This window comes from Gardnerella vaginalis 1500E (assembly GCF_000263595.1).
Classification (GTDB): domain Bacteria; phylum Actinomycetota; class Actinomycetes; order Actinomycetales; family Bifidobacteriaceae; genus Bifidobacterium; species Bifidobacterium vaginale_E.
In genome coordinates this window covers 24542-45516 of the sequence record NZ_ADES01000012.1, presented here as the reverse complement: position 1 = coordinate 45516, position 20975 = coordinate 24542, and the positions used below count along the sequence as shown (strand labels likewise).

Sequence of the window (20975 nt, the reverse complement as noted above, 5' to 3'; positions counted from 1 at the left end):
AATTGCGTTGTTACTTGCAGTGTTTTCTTTGCTTTAAAATTTTGCAGAATAAATTTTATGCATAATCTGTTTTTATTTAATGATTATGTGTAATTTAGATTGTATAGATTTAGAGAAAAGGTAGAGATGGAACAGTTTAATCAGAATGGCTCGAACGACCAGAGTAACTATGATTCAAATAATCAAAATAACTATTACTCTAGTAGTCAGAATCAGCCAACCCAAAACAACACTAATGTAAATTCGAATGGTGCAGGGGCATATTCCGATAATAATGTAAAACAGTACGTTCCATATAATGCAATTAACGCGAACAGTTACAATTTTGTGCAGAACAATCCGCAAAACAAGAAGCAATTGCAAAAACGGCAGGAATTGATTAATGGCTTGATTGCAGCTGGTGTTGTGTGTGCTGTGCTATTAGTTGTATTTACTGTGTTTAAGGGGCCGCGCGAGTTTATCGGTGGTGTGGCGACTAGAGTTAGTTGGTTATTTCAGGGGCGCGATAAAGACGGTGTTTTGGGGGATTATGCCGTATGGTCTCGCAAAGAGCTAGAAGGTAATGGGTTGCACGCTTACAATCCTGTAACCGATAAAGATAAGTTCGATGAGAATGGTTTTGAACGTGATCTTAATATGTCGGAAGACTATCTGAGTGCCAGTCAAATTGTAGTAGAATCTAGCGCTGAGAAGGGTCAGCTTGGCCCAATCTTGAAAAATGATGTGGTAAATAACGACATCGATGAAGATAGTATGGATAAGTTATATAAAAGCTATTGTAAAGTAGTTGATCCTGACTTGAGCTATGATAGAGGGGAAAACTTTTTTGACGATAGTAAAAATATGTTAGTTTCTAATAGCCAACTAATATTTTTGAAACAGGTCCAGGATAGTAACTTTATGGGTTACGATGCTTTGTGTGATGATGAAAAGAATCCAAGAAATTCAGGATTAGTGTTAATTGGTACTCGCCAGAATGTACTGCGACAGGATGGCAGTTCAGTTTATGTTGATAAAGATGGTAATCCGGTGACTTTGAGCGAATCGGCACATCGCGATAGTTTAATCAGTGTTGCGTGGTATATGCTGTATAAGCAAGGATTTGCTAGAGTTCAAGTTACTCCGGGCGGTGTGGTTGGTATAGGCGCCGGTTTTCATAGCACTGAACTGCAAGATTATGATACATTTACCGAGGTAGTTGTTCCGTCGAAGACTGATCCCAATAAGTTTGATTTATATATAGATGCTATTTATATGCCCAATGGCCGTAAGTATTTTGGTGGTGATGGAGATTTTAATGAGGAAAAGGGCAATAGGATGATAGGTGAATCGCCAATTGAGCAAGTTAATATTTTGCGTAATAAAAACAAACATTTGATGCCATTCAGAATTGTAGCGCACAATGTTGAACGCCCGTTTGCTGTTGCGAAAGGCCAGGATAGTAGCGAGATAGACGAAATAGTCAAGAACTTTAAAATTAAGTAGTACCTTCTGTCTAGAGAATTACCGATGTCGTGTGATTTTTGTTGCGTGCCTAAGCGTTGTTCTTTGTGCTTTCAACGCAAGTGAGGTATGCTTTCGTTTCGATTGACAAATGTCCGGTAGATTTGCGTGTTTCTGCGTTAGGGTCTCTGTTTGGCTATTTTGGGACATTGGTGCAGTATGGTTTCTGCGCGAGTATCTGATTTTGCCTATTTTTGGGGCACTTATGCAGATTGCGTACTGCGCGAGTGTCTATGTGTGGCTCAAGTGGCCAATCGTTGTAAATTTGCAGCGATTGGCCACTTTGCAATCGACCACTTTGGGTTGATTGGTTGATTGGTTAAAAACAAACGCCAGGGAGTTTATTTCAACTCTACTGGCGTTTATTGGTTACTTGCGTTATTCGCTAGTTGCAATTATTTGCTAGTTGCGTTTTTACTTGCCGTGTTCTCGGAAATAATCTGCTAAATAAACTGTGATATTACAATGCCGGCAGCCATAAGCGGAATATTGAAAATAAGGAATGTTGGAACGCAAGTATCCCAAATATGACTGTGTTGACCGTCCGCGTTTAAGCCGGCAGTAGGCCCGAGCGTGGTGTCGGAAGCAGGGGAGCCTGCGTCTCCAAGAGCTGCAGCAGAAGACATAAGAAGAATCGTTGCAGGAGTGCTAAAACCAATGCTCTGGCAAAGAGGCACGAACAAAACCGCAAGAATAGGAACTGTGCCAAAGGAAGTGCCAATGCCCATAGTAACAAGCAAACCAATAATCGTAATCACAAACGCGGCAATAATTTTGTTCTGTCCCATAGCTGCAACACCCAAGTGCACAAGCTCCTCAACTCCGCCTGTTGCTTGAATAACGTTAGCGTAGCCGCCAGCAATAAGCATAACGAAAGCAATAAGACCCATGAGTTTTACACCGCCGGCAAGCTGCTTATCAATATCCTTCCATGCAACTGCTCCAAAAATAATCATAGTTGCAAGACCTGCAAGAGAAGAAAGCGAAAGATCCTTACTAATAACTTGCACTACTACAACAACAATAATTGCAAGAATGGTTACGTAGTGGCGTTTGTTAAGAGGTCTAACAACAGCGTCTGCGGCTTTAGTATCTGCCTCAGTAGTTTCATATTCGCGAGGCTTTCTGTATAGAACAAAAACTGCAAACAGTAGTGCTGCGAGCATTGCAGCGCCTAAATACCAGTTCACGGCGCTAACGTCTGCAACGCTAACCTTCATACCGTTTTTAGAAAGATTCGTAGCAATAACAGTTTGGAAAATTAAGCCAAATCCAAACGGAATGGCAATGTACGGAACTTCAAGACCAAAAGCAGTACAGCATGCAGCTGCTCGGCGGTCAATCTTAAGTTCGTTCATAATTCGTAAAATCGGCGGAATAAGAATAGGAATGTAAGCAATGTGAACTGGCACAATATTTTGAGACATGCACGCAATTAGAGTTAGTACTGCAAGTAGAGCGTACTTTTTCATGCCAATAATTTTGCTAATTTTTTTAGAAATAATTTGAGCCAAACCGGTTGCTGTAATTGCTTCCGCAAAAGTACCAAGCAAAATGTAGGCGAGCGCAGTTTGCGCATTGGTGGAGAAACCGTCGCAAAGCAACGCCATAATCGTGTGATTTCCATCTCCAAAAAGCGGAAGATGACCGGCAATGCCACCTGCAACGCAAGCTACTATCATTGATAGCAAAACATTAAGTTTTGCAAGACTAAGTGCGCATAGCACTACAACCGACACAATAACCGGATTAAATATAATATTTAAAATTTGCAAACTTAGCATGCCGTTCACCCCTTTAAATGCTTGAATTTAATATATTGTTTGAAGCAATACGTTTTATTTCGTATTGCCTACGTCTGTATTTTTGCATACGTATTCTTACATATGTATTTCTTACATTTAGTAATTAAAGACAATATAGCATGGAAGTGTTTACAACTTGTTTCTTAAATAAATATAAAGTATAAACAATTAAATAAAAAAATTAGTGTAACTCAACAATTGTTTGCACAAAAGAGTATTCTAAGTGATTAGTGGTGAAGAATTGATAAATCACCAAATGTTCGGTTTTGCACCGTTTTATTGCAGCATTGCAACGTGAGTTTACCGCTGAAAAATAGCGATAAAGCAATGTGAAAATTAAAAATTGTTTTGCTAATTGCGAAAATCCAAAAATAAACAATAAACAAAAAACTGAAAACTAAAAACTGAAAACTGAAAACTGAAAACTGCAAATAAGTTATTTAGAGTATTTAGAGTAAGGAGGAATGCCTGGCGCTCTAAGCAAAAAAGATACTACGCCATATCTTAATTGCAAGCGTCAAACATACAAATTATGAAAGATAGTAAAACGCTTTTAGAAGCTAAAGAATTAGGTTTACAAAGATTTAGAAGAACACCATTTTGGGATGTGTCATTAAAAGTAGAAGCTCATCAAATCGTTGCAATATCAGGCGAACACGGCTCTGGAAAATCAGCTTTGCTACTTGCACTGTCTGGTTATATGAAATTTACGAACGGAACTCTTACTATTGCGGACGCAACTCTTCCTAGCGATTTTAAAGAATCTCGTCAATACGTGGGATTGGGATTATTCAACGGAATTAACGAATTCTACAAAACGCAAACAATAGAAGAAGTTTTGATGAGTGAGCTAAAACTCGCATCATCTTCGCCACTATTTCGCGAACAGTATAAAAATGATGTAAAAAATCGCGAAGCATTGCGCCAATACGCGTACAATCTTCTTGCGCAGTGGAAAGTATTTTCTCCTCACAAAACAGCAATAGGAGAGTTGACTCCGTGCGAGCGCATGCGCTTGGCAATTGCGTTGGCTTTGCTAAAAAAGCCGTGGTTGCTATTTGTTGATGGAATTGAAACGGAGCTTACTAGTGAGCAAAGCGAATGCTTACTTTCCGATATTCGCGAATACGTTAGCAAAAACTACTGCTCCTGCCTTGTTGGAGTTTTGCAAAGTGAGTTAGAAAAGCAAGCGGATCAAGTATTAAGACTTATGCCAAATAATGAGAAAACAGAAAATTCTCATACTGATTCTCAGCTTGGTGAACGTGAAGCAAATGGTGGTGAAAATAATGCGCGTTAATACTATTGCTCTTGCATTTCGTGAGCTTAACAACATGATGAAAGGAAAAGCTCGAAAGCTTGTTATTGGAGCCGTAGCTTTGATTCCACTTTTATACGGATCGCTTTACTTATGGGCATTTACAAATCCTTATAAGACTTTGGATACTGTGCCTGTGGCTGTTGTTGTTGAAGACAATGGCGCTATGATTAACGGCAAAATGCGAAACATTGGAAACGAAATCAAAACTCGTTTAAAGAATCAAAAAGACGGTAGTGAAGGTTTCCAATGGAATTTTGTAAATAGTGCCGAAGCGAATAAGGGTCTTAAAAATGGCAATTATTTTATGGTGGCAACTATTCCAGCTTCTTTCAGTAAGTGCATTGCTTCCGCGCAATACGATACTCCTACTAAAGCAAAGCTTCACGTAAAGTATGATCAAGCAAGCAATATGCTGGCTTCGCAAATTGGTAAAACTGCTTTCCGCACTATGCGTACTGAGATTAGCGAGGCGATTGCTCAAGAGTATTGGGAGCACATGTTTGCAAAAGTCAACTCGGCTTCGGATTCTCTTGGTGCTGCTGCAAACGGTGCTGGAGCATTGCATGAAGGTTCAAAGTCTTTGCAAGGCGGAATCAATAAGCTTGCAGATGGGTCGAATAAACTTTCGCAATCTTTGCAAAAACTTCAAGGCGGATTAGGGGAGCTTCAAAAAGGCGCGAATACGCTAACTGAAGCCAATGCTCGTAGCAAAGAAGGAGCTCAATATCTTGCACAAAAAACGCAAGATTTAGCAAACGGAGCCCAACAGTTAAGCGAAGGAACGCAAAGGCTATCGGCTGCAACAGACGAATTCTATGAAGGAGCTCAAAAGCTTGCAGCTTCTAGCAACGAATTAGAAGAACATGTTAAAGCTGGAAACGCTGAAACAAAAGCACAAATTACTGGTCTTCTTATGCAAGCGCAAAACCCAGCAGTAACAAAGGAAGACGTGCTTGCTAATTTGCAAAGTTTGGCAGAAGGATTAGGTGAAAATTCTAATCTTCTAGAAACAAATCTTTCTGCTTTAAGCGCTGGAGCAGACAAGCTTTCTGCAGGAAGCTTGCAAATAAAGGGCGGTGCTGACGCTCTTATGCAAGGCATGGAGAAAGTTAATGTTGGTTCGAATAAGTTAGTTGCTGGCACAAACAAGCTTGCTGACGGTTTGGCTCAAGTAAGTAACGGTAGTGAGAAGCTAAATAGTGGCGTGAATGAAGCTGCACAAGGTTCTTCAAAAATAGTGAACGGTTCTAATCAGCTTAATTCCGGTGTTAAGAAGCTATCTGATAACACTCCAAAGCTTGTTGATGGTGCTAAGAAATTGCATGACGGGCTTAAAGATGCTCAAAAGTCTGGAAAAGTAAACGGTATTGTTCAAAAAAGTAAGATGATGAGCGCACCAGTTTCCTTGGAGGAGCACGAGTATTCGCACGTTGAAAACTATGGAACTGGTTTTGCTCCTTACTTTATTTCCATCGCCCTTTGGGTTGGTGCTCTTATGGCAACATTCGTTTTGAGAGTTATGGATAGGCGAGCGATACTAAACGGCATGAATCCGCTTAAAAGCGCGCTTATTAGCTTGACGCCGTTTGTGCTTATGGGCGTTGTGCAAGCGATTATTCTTATGGGCGTTGTTCAAGGAGCGTTGAAGTTGCAAATCGATAATGTTGGTGCATTCTACGCGCTGGGGATTATAGCGTCAATAGTCTTTATGGCTATAATGCAAATGATTATGGTGGTGTTCCGCATACCAGGGCGAATAGTTGCGATTGTGCTACTTATGTTGCAAATCACAAGCTCTGCAGGAACGTTCCCAGTACAAATGACGCCGGCATTCTTTAGAGCTGTTCACCCTTACTTGCCAATGACGTACTCAATTATGGGGTTGCGTCAAGCAATGTCTGGAAAGAACAGTGGTGAAATAGTCTCTGGCATTGGAATGCTTGTTCTTTTCGGCGTTATTGCGATTGCTATAACAAGCATTGCCTGCCGCATGAAGCGCACTGTAACAATGTTTGATTTGCATCCTGTAATAACGCTTGAAGCATAAGCGTTAATGTAGGCGCGATAATTAAAATCCCCGCAGCTTTTGTTGGTTGCGGGGATTATTTTTTAGTGAGATTCGTCTTTTAGGGGAATCTGATTTTAGTGGAATCTGTTTTTTAGTTAGATTCGATTTTAGAAAGTAGACGCGTAGACTTCGGCAATTGCAGATTCGTCCATATGCATGTAAGAATTCTTCAAAAGTCGCTGCTGCTCTTTAACAACGCTTGCAGCCCAGCTTTGAATCATATCCTCGCTCATGCCATACTCGTGAAGCTTATGCTTAGGAAGAATCGTGTTAAGAACTTCGTCAAGCTTGTCTAGTACGTCTTCTTTCTGGCATTCAAGAATATTTGCCATAAAGTCAAAAAGCTCAGAAAGTTCAGTGTTTTCTGCGCTATTTTCGTCGTGCTTCGCATAGTATCGCAAAACGCTTGTAAGAAGAGCTGCATTCGTTTCGCCGTGAGCCACGTGGAAAGTTCCACCAAGCGGATAAGCCATCGCGTGAACGCAACCGCAGCCAGCGTTACCAAACGCAATACCAGCGTAAAGACTTGCCGAAACCAAGTCGCTTACAACTTGGCTTTTTGCGCTGCTGCCTTCTTTAACAACTCGCATATAACTTTGCAAAATAAGTCCGCAAGCCTTGTAACTAAACATTTTTGTAAGCTCGGTTGCAATAGGAGAAAGTGCGGACTCAATCGAGTGTGTAAGAGCGTCAATAGAGCTGGTTGCAAAAACGTAATCCGGCAGGCTCTTTAACAATTCTGGAATAAGAACAGCGTCCGTAGCATAGCAAGCATCGTTCGCCAAACCCTTCTTGGTATTGCGCTTAGTAAGCGAGAACACCGCAACGTTCGTAACTTCGGAGCCTGTGCCGCAAGTAGTTGGAACAAGAATAAGATCCGCGCCTTTTTGTGCAGGAATCTTGCCGTCAACCAAGTCTTCAAGCGGGCTTGTTTGCTTCAACGCACAAACCTTCGAAATATCCAAAACAGTGCCGCCACCAATTCCAATCACGCGCTTTGGAGTAGTGTGAATGTCGCTAACAATTGCGTCAACCATTGCATCGCTCGGCTCGCCTTTGCCGTATTTTTCTTGGAAAATCACGTTGCAATCAAGATTCAAATCGCCAAAATAAGGCTCCCAAATATACTGGTTTGTAATAACCAAATCACCTTTGCCGAGCTTGAATTCTTGCGCAAAATCGCGAGCGTTCTCGAACTTATGAATAGTTGGTTTAATAGAAAGCTGCTTCATCCTAGACTCCTTTGTTTTAATCTGCATGTCTTACGCTAATATGCGCGTTTTGCGCGCGCTTTTGTGCGCGGATGATTAAAAAACCAAGCAACTGCTCCATTATAGAACAGATTGCTTGGTTTAATAAATGTGATTTAAGCTAATCAGAAAAAGTGATTCAGCCTAAGCTAATCAGCAAAGTCTAATCATCCCTTCAACAAAGCCGTGTAAGCAGCCATCGTAATGTAGTTGTACGGCTGGTTGAAGTGAGGCATGAAGAAGATGTCGCACAGAGCAAGCTCTTTAATCGTGACCTTCTTCTGAATAGCCAGCGAGAACAGGTGAATTGCGGCAGACATATCGTAGTTAGAAGCCAACTGGCAGCCAACAATAACCTTCGTATCCTTCTTGTAAACGATGCGAATCTTCACCTTTGGATTCTCAACTTCCATAAACGCAGGCTTTTGAGTATCCTCAAAATCAACGTAATCAACGTCCATGTCCTCTTTTTGAGCGGCAGTCAAGCTCAAGCCAGTGCAGACAAGCTTGTAATCGTAGATCATCATTGCACTAGAGCCTTGCACGCCCTCAGTTTCTACAGGAGTTCCGCAAACGTTGTGACCTGCAATCAAGCCGCTTCGAACAGCGTTAGTAGCGAGCGCAATGTAGTTCACGCGGTCTCGGGCATTGTCGTAAATCGTAGCGCAGTCGCCGATTGCGTACACGTCTGGATCGGAAGTTTGCTGCTTCTTGTCAACAAGGAAAGCGCCGTTAGCATACTGCTTTAAATGATCCTTGCCAAGCGCAACGTTTGGGTGGAAGCCAATAGCGCAAATCACCATGTCGGCTTCGTAAGTACCTTTGCTTGTTTTAACAGCCTTGACTTCAGTGTCTCCAACAATTTCTTCAACAGTTTGACCAAGTTCAAACTTAATGCCTTTATTCTCCATAATTTGCTTCAAATTATCGGAAAACTCTGGGTCAAAGTAGCCGTTAAGAATATGGTCTTCCATGTCAATAAGGGTCACGTTTTTACCAAGACGCTCGAAGGCTTCAGCAAGTTCCACACCAATGTAGCCGCCGCCAAGAACCACAACATTACGGAAATCACGCTCTTGGAGCTTGGCAATAACAGTTTGCGCATTCTGGAAAAGCTTTACCATTTGCACGTTTTCCAAGTCGATGCCTTTAATACGCGGCTTGTTTGGAAGGCTGCCGGTAGCAAGAACCAGCTTGTCGTAAGAATCGTGAATAACAGTGCCGTCTTTAAGTTCGACTGTTACTTCTTTCTTTGCGTAATCAATGTCTAAAACTTTACTTTCAAGATTTACCTTAGCGCCTTTTTTAACAAAATCTTCTGGCTTCTGGTAGAACAGTCCGTCGCTGCTTTGAATCTGCTTGCCAATCCACAAAGCCATGCCACAGCCAAGGAAGGAAATATTGCTATTCTGATCGTAAATTGTAAGCTCGTTTCCTGGGTAGCTCAAAATTGTGTTAGCGCAGGCAGTGCCGGCATGATTTGCGCCAATCTGAATGATCTTCGTCATCGGTAATCTCTTTTCGTCGTTGAATTCTGTTGAAATTATTGTATGTGCTTCAACTGCTTTGTTTAATTCACGCTGCTGCGCGAATGCACATCCAATGCACAATACTATTACACGAATGCGAGTCTTACCAATTTTGATTTTGTGCGTGTTGTGGTGGAGTTGTGTGGGGAGTTGTGTGGTTATTTCACAATCTGACTATCACTAATCTTTTTGCGAACATGAATTACGTAGTAGAATCCTGAAGTTTGTATACAGTTTATATACAGTGACATTCACATATGTACAGTTTTTTTGTGGTGCGTTTTAATGTTTTAATAAAGTGATATTCGTATGAAGGGGTATTGTGATGCGTATTTTGATTACTGGTTTTACGCCGTTTAATAATGAGTCTATAAATCCGTCGTGGGAGATTGCGCAATCAGTGCATGCGCCTGAGGGTGTGGAACTTGTTCGTTTGCAGATTCCTACGGAATTTAGCAAGGGCGCGCAAAAAGTTATTGAGAAAATAGAGGAAGTTCACCCTAATGCTGTGCTTTCATTAGGGCAATTTGGTGGTTCTGCTTGTTTTAACGTTGAGTATGTTGGAATTAACTGTAGAGCTGCGCGTATACCGGATAATAGTGGGTATAAGCCTTGGTATGAGCCTGTTGTGCAAGATGGCGATGTGGCGTATAAAGCGACTTTGCCAGTTGTGAACATAGTTGATGCTTTAAATAAAGCAAAATTGCCGGCGTCTGTGTCTTTTTCTGCTGGCGCGTACGTGTGTAATGATGTGCTTTACAATGTTTGTTATTATTGCCAGACTAAAAAATTGACGATTAAGAGTGGTTTTATTCACGTTCCATATTTGCCTGAGCAGATTCTTGATAAGCCGACTACGAGTTCTATGAGTTTAGCTGATATGCTTCGAGGTATTGAAGTTGCGCTGCAAGTAATTGCGGATGACTGCAAGTGATTGCAGATAAATCGCCAGCAAATCTTTAATTTGTCAAATTGCATAAAATAACTCAAAACATCCACTTATGTTGAAGGTGTGGTATAAAAGTCTTATGTTTTCTAAACGCGCTACTACTATTTTTGCGACTGCTGTTGTAACTGCTTTAGCGCTGGGTGCGTTGAGTGCTTGCGAACCGCAGGGTAAAGCTGTGGGAGCTACTGGTCGCGCTGGGGACATAATTCACGACGGTGTGGATATTAACGATATTCATTTACTTGTAATTGGTTCTAAATTAGCAGTTCTCGATGCTGATATTATGCAGAAGTGCAAAATGGCAAATTTAAGTGCTTCTTACGTTTCTGTGTCAAATATAAATAATGCGAACGATGCAGCTCAACAAGCTATTCGCGCTGCAAGCGAGCAGCCTGTTTCACTAATACTTATTAACGCGCTAGACGTAACAAGCGTTGACGATTCGCATAATGCTAATGATCAACTAAATAAAAAAGAGAACAAACAGCTCAATAAGATTGCGAGCAATAAACAATCTGAAAGCAAAGAATGGATTTCTGCGTTGCAATACGCGCGTTACGCTGGAGTGCCAGTTGCATTAGTAAATCCTGTAAACGCACCAAAAGACGAAACTTTATATGCTGCAATATTTAGAGTTGGGGATATTTCGCATAATTTAGCGCCTGAGCGGTCGTCTTTGCTAAGCATTGTTCGCGCAATAATTGACAATACGCCACACGGTAGGGAAGTGATTATAAATGACAAGTAATAAACAAAACGCAATAGAGTCTGCAGAAAACGCTAATAATAACGCTATTGCGGCGCTTCCTAAAGTAGAAGTTTCTGGATTGAGCACCGAGGAGGTTGTAGAGGCAGTCTCTCGCGGAGATGTAAATATTACTTCTAAGCAGACTTCGCGCTCTTTAATGGATATTGTGCGCGCGAACGTGTTTACATTGTTTAACGCGATTATTTTCACGGCAATGATAGTTGTTCTTGCCACAGGTTCATGGAAAGATGCTGTTTTTGGTGCGGTTATTCTGGTGAATACTGGAATTGGTATTGTGACTGAATTAAAAGCAAAGCGCACTTTGGATAGGCTTTCTATATTGATTGCCGCTCGCGCAATGGTGCGTAGAGGCGGAGAAAATATTGATATTGCGCACAAAGATATTGTGCTTGGGGATATTTTGTGGCTTAGAGCTGGCGAGCAAGTTCCTGCAGACGTAGAAGTGCTGGAATCGTGGGGCTTGGAAATGGACGAGTCCATGCTTACGGGCGAGTCTGCTACAGTTCGAAAGACAAAAGGTGACGACGTTTATTCCGGATCTACTGCAGTTTCTGGAATGGCTTTAACGCGTGTTACTGCCGTGGGAGAGCACAGTTACGCGGCAAAATTGGCGGCGCAAGCGAAGGTTTATACCAAAACAATTTCTGACTTAAGCCGTGGAATTAACACGATTTTGAAGTATATGACGATGGTTGTGGTGCCTTTGTGCGTGCTGCTTGTGTGGTCGCAAATGCACAAGGTTGGCGGATTTGTTGAAGCTTGGCAGACTGGTGCTTGGAGGGGAGCTGTTGTTTCTGCTGTTGCAGGCGTTGTTGGCATGATTCCAGAAGGGTTGGTGTTACTTACTTCGCTTAATTTTGCGGTGGCTGCTATGCGACTTGCTCGTAAGCAAACGTTAGTTCAGGAGTTGGAATCTGTAGAAACTTTAGCGCGCGTAGACTGCTTGAATCTAGACAAAACTGGCACTATAACCGACGGTGGTATTGCATTCGTTGGCGTAGAAAATATAGATAATACTAGTTCCGAAATATCTTTACAAACCAACTTACAAACTAACTTACAGACCAATCAAGCTTTATTTGACTTATCAAACGAAGAAAATCCAAACGCAACAGGTGTTGCAATTATGCAAGGGCTTGCCTCTCAAGGAGTTGCAGCTAGCGCGCATGTATCTAATCGTCTTCCGTTCTCTTCTGCTAGAAAGTGGAGTGCGGTGCAATATGCGAAAAGCAGTGGAGAATATGAAACTTGGTATATGGGTGCTCCGGAAGTATTGCTAAGCGCGATTAATTATGCAAATTCTAATGAACTTTTAGCGAAAGTTAATTCTTATGCGGAGCTTGGTGAGCGCGTACTTCTTCTTGCGAAAGTAAGTAGCGATAGTAGCATCGTAAGTGGAGTAACGGAAACAGATAAAACTTTTGGTGATTCTCCTACTATTTGCGCAAATGCTCAGCCTGTTGCTTTAGTTCGCTGCTCTGAGCGTATTCGTGAAGATGCGCGTAAAACGCTTGAATGGTTCCGTAAGCAGGGCGTGCGCTGCCGCGTAATTTCGGGAGATAATCCTACAACTGTTGCTGCTGTTGCTGCAAAAGTTGGTTTAACAGGGGATAGTAAGCCTGTTGCAATGGATGCTAGAAAATTACCGGAAGATATTAACGAATTGGCTAAAGTGCTTGAAAATGTGGATGTTCTTGGGCGTGTGCTTCCTCATCAAAAGAAGGCGATTGTTCAAGCGCTTCACGCTCAAGGTCATGTGGTTGCTATGACTGGTGACGGCGTGAATGATACTTTAGCTCTTAAAGAAGCTGATTTGGGCGTTGCTATGGGCAACGCTGCTCCTGCTGCAAAAGCTGTAGCTCAAGTGGTTCTTGTTGATTCACGATTCTCGCATTTGCCGGATGTTGTGGCTCGCGGTAGGCAAGTGATGGCAAATATGGAACGTGTTGCTGGCTTGTTCCTTGTAAAAACTGTTTATTCTGCACTTATTTCTGCAGGAGTTGTGCTTCTAGCCCTGCACTTCCCGTATTTGCCTCGTCATATTACTTATATTGGTTCTTTAACTATTGGCATTCCAGCATTTTTGCTCGCTCTTGCGCCTAATACTCGTCGATACATTCCAGGTTTCTTGAAGCGCGTTGTGCGTTTTGCTGTTCCTAGCGGATTTGCTATAGCGCTTTCTGTGCTCGCTACTGCTGTTATAGCTCCTCGCGTTTTAGGGTTGAATCTTGACAAAGATGTAGAAAATAGTTTGAAAGCTTCCCGTTTTATTGTTTCAAACGTGCAAGCTCTTGCAACTACTCGTAGCATTTGTTCCGTAATAGTATTTGTTCTCGGCATACTAGTGCTCGCAAGCGTTGCTAAACCTTTGCGCTCGTGGAGAGGGATTATGGTTGCGCTATTTGCTGCAGCTGGAGTTGTTGGAGCTTTTATACCGTTTACTGCAAAGTTCTTTGAACTTCACGTGCCAACTTCAGGGAGCGCGTTTACTGTAATGCTTATAGCTGTTGTTTTAGCTGTAATACTATGGTTTGCGTGCGTGAGTTTAGCAAACTTGTTACCTAAACAAAGTAAGAAGTGAATAATCTAACATATTTCAACGCAATTAGTGTGTCGAAGCTAGCTTAAGGATGCTTACAATAGATACGTGTTTAGTATTTTAGAGATGTTTTCAGTAGGCGTTGGCCCTAGTTCTTCGCATACGGTAGGTCCTATGCGTGCAGCTTGTGCGTTTGTTACGTCGCTTAAAAAAAGCGGCAATCTTAAAAACGTTGCGCACGTAAAGGTTACGCTTTATGGCTCGTTGTCTCTAACTGGTCTTGGTCATGGAACTGATCGCGCTTGTGTTGCAGGTCTTGAAGGAAATCTTCCAGATAATGTAGACACTGATCACATGCTTACCATTCGTCAGGAATGTAAAAAGACTGGAACTTTAACGCTTGCAGGGGAGCATACTATTTCTTTTGACTACGACAAGGACGTAATTTTTGAAAAATGGATGCGAATGGTTGTTCATCCTAACGGAATGCGTTTTGTGGCAGAAGATGCTAATGGAAACAATATAGATGAGCAAGTATGGTACTCAATTGGCGGCGGATTTGTGCGTCAAGGTCATGCTGATGATGCAATGGTTGGCTTGCATGAGCGCGTTACTGAGCAGGATGATAATAATAACGTAAGTAATAGTGATAGTAGCGAAAATAGTAGCGAAAATAATAGCGAAAATAGTAATGACAATACGGAAAAAGTTTCAAATCAAACAAAAGATTCCACTGTTCCGTATCCTTTTACTTCATGCGACGAGCTTATAAATATTTGCCTAGAAAAGCATATGTCAATCAGCGATGTTGTTTGGCAGAACGAATTAGCTTTGCATGAAGGCGATGCTGAATACGTGCGCAACTATTTGCTGCATGTTTGGAAAGTTATGAGCAAATGTGTAGAAAATGGCTGCAACTCAAAGCAACCGATTTTGCCAGGCGGTCTTGATGTTCCTCGCAGAGCGCCTCGAATGTATGAGCGTTTAGCTGCAAATTCAGACATGCTTCGCAATAATCGTCGTCGTTCAGATGCTGCTTTAGAAAGTTCAGACTCTGCGTGGGTCAATCTTTTTGCGCTCGCTGTTAGCGAAGAAAACGCTGGCGGCGGACGTATTGTTACTGCTCCAACGAATGGATCTGCTGGAATTATTCCTGCAGTATTGCAGTATTATTGGCGATTTGTTGATTCTGCTAATGAAGATGGAGTTGTGCGATTTTTGCTTGCTGCAGGTGCAGTTGGTTACTTATTTAAGCGAAATGCTTCAATTTCTGGTGCTGAAGTTGGTTGCCAAGGGGAGGTTGGTTCTGCCTGTTCAATGGCTGCTGCAGGATTGTGTGAAGTGTTGGGAGGAACGCCGGAACAGGTTGAAAATGCTGCAGAAATCGGCATAGAGCATCATTTAGGATTGACTTGCGATCCGGTTGGCGGATTAGTGCAGATTCCTTGTATTGAGCGCAATGCTATGGCTGCAAATACTGCAATTAATGCTGTTCGAATGGCAATGCTTGGAGATGGTTCGCATATGGTAAGCCTTGATCAGGCAATTAAGACTATGAAAGAAACTGGTCATGACATGATGTCTAAATATCGAGAAACTTCAAAAGGTGGACTAGCTGTAAACGTTGTTGAGTGCTAATCTAGGACAAGTTAATAAGAGTTAATCTAAAAGCGTTTAGTAATTCTATAAGGCTGTAAAATCAGTCTATGCAGATGTTATACTATTGCAGATTGCACTAATTGGAGTTTTTAAAAAGGAGGCATTATGGCACAGGATATGCCGGAAGTAACTGCAGAATTTGGTACTACGCCAACGGTGACGTTCCCTGAATCTGAACCGCCAGCTGGTCTTAAAGTTGTTGAATTGGTTGAAGGTAATGGACCAGTTGTTCGCGCTGGTGATACTGTAACTGTGAATTATCATGGTGTTGTTTGGGGTGGTGAAAAGCCGTTTGATTCCAGCTTTGCTCGTCACACTCCAGCTAGCTTCGGTATTGGCGTTGGTCAAGTAATTCAGGGTTGGGATCGCACAGTTCCTGGACACAATGTTGGATCTCGTTTGCTGATTTCGATTCCACCTGAGTATGGTTACGGTTCTCGCGGTGTTCCACAAGCTGGTATTGACGGTGGAGCAACTTTAGTATTTGTTGTTGATATTATTTCAACTCGTTGAGTTAAAAGCGTGTGCGCTGTTTTATTTAAGCACACAACGTCTTTGACTCTGTAAGAGATTGTCTGATAGGGAGGTAGCAATGGCTGAGGAAAAAACTATTTTGCTTACGCAGGAAGCGTACGACAAGCTAAAAGAGGAGTTAGCGCATCGCGAAGGTGAATATCGTGAAGAAATCACTGAGCGTATTGCTGCAGCTCGAGCTGAAGGTGACTTGTCGGAAAACGGTGGTTATCAGGCTGCTCGAGAAGAGCAGGGTAAGAATGAGGGCCGTATTAACGAGCTTATTGTAAAGCTTCGTAATGCTAAGATTCTTGAAGCTCCAAAAGCTGGAACCGTTGGAAATGGTTCATTGGTTGTTTTGGAACTTGCTGGTCGTGAAATGACTTATGTTCTTGGATCTCGAGATATTGCTGTAGCTACAGATTACGACGTTATTAGCCCTGAATCTCCTATCGGTGCGGCTATTATGGGTGCTCATGCGGGAGATACTGTTAGCTATGCTGCTCCTAATGGCCGTGAGATTTCTGTGACCATTAAGGAATCTAATCCTCTTGCATAAGTAGGTTGTTTTAATAAAATAATTCTCCCCATCTGGTTGTTTATATGTCAGATGGGGAGATTTTTTTGGGGGTTTGGGTTTTAGGATTAATTAAATTTTTCTTAGCACTGTAACAACTTTGCCCATAATGGTTGCATGTGAGCCGTCTATAGGAGAGTATGCAGGATTATGAGGAATAAGCCAAACGTGGCCATTGTCATTTCTGAAAGTTTTAACTGTTGCCTCATTGTCAAGTAAAGCGGCAACAATATCTCCATTTACTGCCTCGTGTTGTTCGCGCACAACAACATAGTCTCCGTCGCAAATGGCGGCATCAATCATAGAGTCGCCATGAACTTCAAGCATAAAAAGATTTCCTGTACCAGTTAATCGTTCTGGTAATCGCATAACATCTTCAACATGTTGCTCTGCTGTAATTGGTATTCCAGCAGCAATGCGTCCAACTAAAGGTACATCTCTAGAATTAATTACAGAATCTGAATCATAAGCAGCAATATCAACGGATTTTGAATAACTTTTATTGATGGTGGTATTTATTTTGCTATCAGATACAGAATCGTCAAGAATTTCAATTGCACGCCCTTTATTTGCGCTAATTCGCAAAACTCCTTTTTCTTCTAGAGCGCGTAGCTGGTGTTTTACGGAAGATGGGCTTCTAAGTCCAACTGCTTCGCCTATTTCTCTAAAGGAAGGTGGAAAACCATGAATTTTGAGACTGTTTTGAATAGCGTTAACAATTGCACGTTGACGTTCTGTAAGTGATAATTCGTCAACATTGCTGAGGTCAATGCTGTCATTATTGTTGACGGCATTCCTGTTTGTTTTCTCGTTATTCATGGTGCTCCTTTCGATGTATTAATAATAACTCACTTCTTCAAAAAAATCAAACATCTGTTCGACACGCCGTTGTAACTGTCGAACAAATGTGTCATTATTGATACACCTGTTCGATAGAACAAATGTTCAATTGATTGATTGATTGATTACGAAGGAAAGGATAGTTATGAATACGGCATTGAGGAACAATAATCGCATTAGTACTCGTTCAAAAAGAATCGCAACTAAAGCTGTTTTAGGTAGTAAACGAGCTTCTGCAATGCGTCTTAGAAGGAATAGGCTGTTAAGAATTATTGTTCTTCCTATAGCAATAGTTGTATTCTGTGCTGTGTTCATGCCAAAAACTGCTGTTTCGGCTGTTCCTGAAAAGTTTATTACATATACTGTGCGTCCAGGTGACACATTGTGGAGTTACGCTTCAACAATTACTCCAAAAAATGGCGATATTGCAGATAATGTAGAACGACTTATTTCCTTAAATCATCTTTCATCTGCCGATTTGGAAGTTGGACAGTCTATTAATGTGCCAATTGTTAGTTCAAATCAGTGATATTAGAAAATAAAGTGAACATTATTATGTCGTGTTTCCTTAATTTCTAGTATGCTGAATATATGCATTGTCCTTTTTGTAAAAATTCAGATACGAAAGTTATTGATACTCGTATTAGTGAAGATGGTTATTCTATTCGCCGTAGACGTGAATGTCAGGTGTGCGGAAATCGTTTTACAACAGTAGAAACGACGCAATTACTTGTAATGAAGCGTTCAGGATCTGTTGAGCCTTTTGATCGTGCAAAAGTTGTGGCTGGTGTTGGTAAAGCATGCCAGGGCCGTCCTATTAATGCAGAAGAGTTAAAGACATTGGGTATGCGAGTAGAAGCTGATTTGCGTGCACGTGGTTTAGCTCAAGTAACTTCTGAAGAAGTTGGTAAAGCTATTCTTAAGCCATTGCGTGAATTAGATGAGGTTGCGTATCTTCGTTTCGCAAGTGTATATCAGAACTTTACTGGTCTTGAAGATTTTGAGCGTGCGATTGAAGATTTGAAGCGCAGTAAAGAAGAAGAGTAGTACTTTTACTAAGAGCTTAATTAATTAACTACCTAACTGTTCGTCTATTTAGTAAATTATCCTGTTATTAAATTAATAACAGGATAATTTTTTAAGTTTTCTGCGTTTTAGATTTTATTATTCAAAATTTGCATCATTTCTGGTGCGAATAATATGCAATCTTTGAGTTGGTCTCGTCATAGCCACATACAGGTTTGCTGCTGCCGCCAATCTGGAAGCCGCTTCTTGCTCAATTTTAGAAGGCTGTAGAACAATCACAGCATCATATTCAAGACCTTTTACCTCTTCTGCAGTAGAAACACTGCATTGGCAATCGTCGGCACTCTGTTGACTAATGTTATTCCAAATTTTTTCAGGTAAAGCATTCTTTAATGCTTGATTTACTATTTCCTGAGTATGTTTCACCATGTCACAAGGAGCAATAATAGCTATGCGACCGCTACCATCTTCAGATATAAACTTTTTGAACAATTGAACGCATGAATTAGCAAGAGTTGTATCAAGCTCATCGTTAGATTCAACAATATCTGACATTAGAGAATCTGGCACGGATCTTACAGCATTAACTGTGGAAATATATAATCCAGAATTGGTCGCAATTTTGCTTGCAGCTTCGGAAACTTCGCGAGGATTACGATAATTAATCGTAAGTTCATAAAGATCCCAATTTGATTCGCCAAACATTGGATTCATATTTTTCTGCCAACGGTGTGTGCCACCTAAAGCAGAAGTTTGTGCAACATCTCCAACAATAGTAAATGAGCGCGAAGGGCAGCGTCGTATAAGCATACGCCAGTCCATTGCTGTAAGCTCTTGAGCTTCATCTACAACTATGTGACCATAAGTCCACTCGCGGTCGGATGCGGCTTTACGCGCAAGCATACCAGCGTCGTCGCCTTGCAAATTATCAAGAAGCATATCTGCAGTTACAATGCCATTTCCTATTCCTGCCTGAGCCAAAGTATCTGCAGCGAACTGCTGTTCCTCAAGCTTCTTAGCCTGTAAAGCTGCTCGCTGAGCATCAAGTTTTGGATCTGCTCCAAGCAATTCCATTGCTTCATCCAAAAGTGGAATATCAGATTTAGTAAGAGGGCTGCCTTTTTTACGAGTAAGAGCATTAATATCTTCCTCGCTAAGCCATGGAGCATACTTGCGCAATTGATCAGGTTTTGAAAAAAGCTGATCAATAAGCCATTGTCCTGTCATTGGAAGCCAAGCAAGATTTAGCGTAATTCGAAGCTTATCGTCCAAACGAAGTTGAGAAGTTATATCGTTTAATTCCGTTTGATCAGGAGTGTAGTCTAGCTGCTGCAGATAACGGTTCTTCAGTATGCTAAGTACTGTTTTAACAAACGTAGTTCTCGCTTGATTGTGCGGCTGATGAGTATGTTGTGCGTCTGCTTGAGCAATTTCAATATCTTCTTTTAGAAGAGGTACGCTTAATCCTCCAATATGTAATGTTGGAAGATTTTTAGGTACTCGAATACGAGCTGCAATAGCGTTTGCAATAACCGTTCGCATACGGTACATGCCTTTTAATTTTGCAGCATACGCAGAATCCTCACAAGTTGCGTGAATTCCAGGAATTAAATCCGCAATAGTACGGCTTACTACGCCAGTTTCGCCAAGAGATGGAAGAACTTGATCAATATAGCGCAAAAATGCGGAGCTTGGTCCAACAATAAGAACTCCAGAACGCTCAAGTTTGCGTCTGTGAGTGTACAACAAGTACGCTGCTCGGTGCAAAGCAACAGCTGTTTTTCCTGTACCAGGCCCTCCTTGAACAACAATCGTGCGATCCAGAGGAGCTCGAATAATCCTGTCTTGTTCAGCCTGAATAGTTGCAACAATATCAGTCATTTTTCCGGTTCTGCGAGAACCCAATGAAGCTAACAGTGCACCTTCGCCTGTTAAAGTTCCTTGTTCAGAAGCTTTTCCTACTTCTTCAGAATGAATATCTAAAATTTCATCCTCAACGCCAACAACGTCTCTAAAACGAAGTGTAATGTGACGACGCATAACAATGTCGCCGTGATGCGAAGGAGTCGCTTCATAGAATGGTCGTGCTGCTTCGGCTCGCCAATCTGTAAGAATAGGATCGTGGTTTTCGCTGAGCAAACCAATTCGGCCAATGTATCGTCTAATACCTTCTGTGTTATCAAGTCGCCCAAAAACAAGCCTATCTTCAACAGCGCGCAACTGTGTTAAGCGATCCTCGTACATGGTTGCGAAAGAATCACGCTCTGTGCGTTGAGTAGGAGATCCGTGCGAACCTGCTGCGCGTACAGCATCCAAGCGTGTACGAATAGTGTTACGCAAGTCATCAAGTCGACTATAAGCACTGTCAACAGCCTGCTGTTCTTCGCTAAGTTGTGAGGAATAGGTAGACATACGCTTCCATTCTTCGTAAAATCTGCAGCCAAATCAAAGCCAATTTTTAGGCATTTAAGTATATCTCGAGGCATAAACCACTGATTTATTTCGTGTTGTAATCTAAATTAAAACAAGCTAAAAGCTTAGCGAATAATTGCGTTTTATTTTGCCGCAAAAATATAATCTAAACATATGTTTATAAGGGTTGATTTTGAATTATAAAGAGATAGAAT

The 20975-nt window shown here is 41.6% G+C and carries 16 protein-coding genes; 11 read left to right on the top strand and 5 right to left on the bottom strand.

All coding sequences use genetic code 11. The annotated features are described in order from the left end of the window. Nucleotides 1-126 precede the first annotated feature (126 nt). The gene (locus CGSMWGV1500E_RS02575; RefSeq protein WP_004128357.1) at nucleotides 127-1485 is read left to right on the top strand and encodes a hypothetical protein; all 1359 of its coding nucleotides are present in this window, start codon (nucleotides 127-129) and stop codon (nucleotides 1483-1485) included. Between the two features lie 461 nt (nucleotides 1486-1946). Here CGSMWGV1500E_RS02575 and CGSMWGV1500E_RS02580 read toward each other — a convergent pair whose 3' ends face one another. Then, entirely contained in the window at nucleotides 1947-3287 is a 1341-nt protein-coding gene (locus CGSMWGV1500E_RS02580) for a Na+/H+ antiporter NhaC family protein (RefSeq protein WP_004128314.1), read from the bottom strand. A gap of 553 nt (nucleotides 3288-3840) precedes the next feature. Between CGSMWGV1500E_RS02580 and CGSMWGV1500E_RS02585 the strand changes: the two genes are divergently transcribed. After that, complete coding sequence (locus tag CGSMWGV1500E_RS02585; protein WP_004128311.1) at nucleotides 3841-4608, top strand: ATP-binding cassette domain-containing protein; 768 nt, start codon at nucleotides 3841-3843, stop codon at nucleotides 4606-4608. Further along, on the top strand, nucleotides 4598-6676 hold the full coding sequence (locus CGSMWGV1500E_RS02590; RefSeq protein WP_004128310.1) for a YhgE/Pip domain-containing protein: 2079 nt from the start codon (nucleotides 4598-4600) through the stop codon (nucleotides 6674-6676). Before CGSMWGV1500E_RS02585 ends, CGSMWGV1500E_RS02590 begins: the two co-directional genes overlap by 11 nt. A gap of 128 nt (nucleotides 6677-6804) precedes the next feature. Here CGSMWGV1500E_RS02590 and CGSMWGV1500E_RS02595 read toward each other — a convergent pair whose 3' ends face one another. Both CGSMWGV1500E_RS02595 and nox read right to left on the bottom strand, forming a co-directional pair. Beyond that, the gene (locus CGSMWGV1500E_RS02595; protein WP_004128308.1) at nucleotides 6805-7929 is read right to left on the bottom strand and encodes a 4-hydroxybutyrate dehydrogenase; all 1125 of its coding nucleotides are present in this window, start codon (nucleotides 7927-7929) and stop codon (nucleotides 6805-6807) included. Between the two features lie 185 nt (nucleotides 7930-8114). After that, entirely contained in the window at nucleotides 8115-9455 is a 1341-nt protein-coding gene (nox, locus tag CGSMWGV1500E_RS02600) for a H2O-forming NADH oxidase (RefSeq protein WP_004128306.1), read from the bottom strand. 346 nt (nucleotides 9456-9801) lie between these two features. Here nox and CGSMWGV1500E_RS02605 point away from each other — a divergent pair, with 346 nt between their 5' ends. The 6 genes from CGSMWGV1500E_RS02605 to CGSMWGV1500E_RS02630 all read left to right on the top strand — a co-directional run bounded on the left by CGSMWGV1500E_RS02605 (nucleotide 9802) and on the right by CGSMWGV1500E_RS02630 (nucleotide 16464). Then, entirely contained in the window at nucleotides 9802-10410 is a 609-nt protein-coding gene (locus CGSMWGV1500E_RS02605) for a pyroglutamyl-peptidase I (RefSeq protein WP_004128304.1), read from the top strand. 94 nt (nucleotides 10411-10504) lie between these two features. Then, on the top strand, nucleotides 10505-11173 hold the full coding sequence (locus tag CGSMWGV1500E_RS02610) for a hypothetical protein (RefSeq protein ID WP_004128302.1): 669 nt from the start codon (nucleotides 10505-10507) through the stop codon (nucleotides 11171-11173). After that, nucleotides 11163-13775 carry an HAD-IC family P-type ATPase gene (locus CGSMWGV1500E_RS02615; protein WP_004128300.1) on the top strand — a complete coding sequence of 871 codons (2613 nt, stop codon included), beginning with the start codon at nucleotides 11163-11165 and terminating at the stop codon, nucleotides 13773-13775. The genes CGSMWGV1500E_RS02610 and CGSMWGV1500E_RS02615 overlap by 11 nt, the downstream gene beginning before the upstream one ends. Before the next feature lie 84 nt (nucleotides 13776-13859). Then, the gene (locus CGSMWGV1500E_RS02620) at nucleotides 13860-15371 is read left to right on the top strand and encodes an L-serine ammonia-lyase (protein ID WP_004128297.1); all 1512 of its coding nucleotides are present in this window, start codon (nucleotides 13860-13862) and stop codon (nucleotides 15369-15371) included. A 126-nt stretch (nucleotides 15372-15497) separates the two neighbouring features. Then, entirely contained in the window at nucleotides 15498-15905 is a 408-nt protein-coding gene (locus CGSMWGV1500E_RS02625; protein WP_004128295.1) for an FKBP-type peptidyl-prolyl cis-trans isomerase, read from the top strand. A 79-nt stretch (nucleotides 15906-15984) separates the two neighbouring features. Then, nucleotides 15985-16464 carry a GreA/GreB family elongation factor gene (locus CGSMWGV1500E_RS02630; protein ID WP_004128294.1) on the top strand — a complete coding sequence of 160 codons (480 nt, stop codon included), beginning with the start codon at nucleotides 15985-15987 and terminating at the stop codon, nucleotides 16462-16464. 90 nt (nucleotides 16465-16554) lie between these two features. Here CGSMWGV1500E_RS02630 and lexA read toward each other — a convergent pair whose 3' ends face one another. Further along, nucleotides 16555-17301 carry a transcriptional repressor LexA gene (gene lexA / locus CGSMWGV1500E_RS02635; protein ID WP_004128292.1) on the bottom strand — a complete coding sequence of 249 codons (747 nt, stop codon included), beginning with the start codon at nucleotides 17299-17301 and terminating at the stop codon, nucleotides 16555-16557. Between the two features lie 166 nt (nucleotides 17302-17467). On the opposite strand from lexA, the gene CGSMWGV1500E_RS02640 reads away from it, so the two are divergent. Together CGSMWGV1500E_RS02640 and nrdR are read left to right on the top strand one after the other, a co-directional pair. Continuing rightward, nucleotides 17468-17851 carry a LysM peptidoglycan-binding domain-containing protein gene (locus CGSMWGV1500E_RS02640; protein ID WP_004128290.1) on the top strand — a complete coding sequence of 128 codons (384 nt, stop codon included), beginning with the start codon at nucleotides 17468-17470 and terminating at the stop codon, nucleotides 17849-17851. A gap of 62 nt (nucleotides 17852-17913) precedes the next feature. Then, nucleotides 17914-18369, top strand: coding sequence for a transcriptional regulator NrdR (gene nrdR, locus CGSMWGV1500E_RS02645; protein WP_004128279.1), 456 nt, complete (start codon nucleotides 17914-17916; stop codon nucleotides 18367-18369). Nucleotides 18370-18486: 117 nt separating this feature from the next. On the opposite strand, the gene CGSMWGV1500E_RS02650 is transcribed toward nrdR, so the two are convergent. Then, complete coding sequence (locus CGSMWGV1500E_RS02650) at nucleotides 18487-20760, bottom strand: HelD family protein (protein ID WP_004128277.1); 2274 nt, start codon at nucleotides 20758-20760, stop codon at nucleotides 18487-18489. Nucleotides 20761-20975 lie beyond the last annotated feature (215 nt).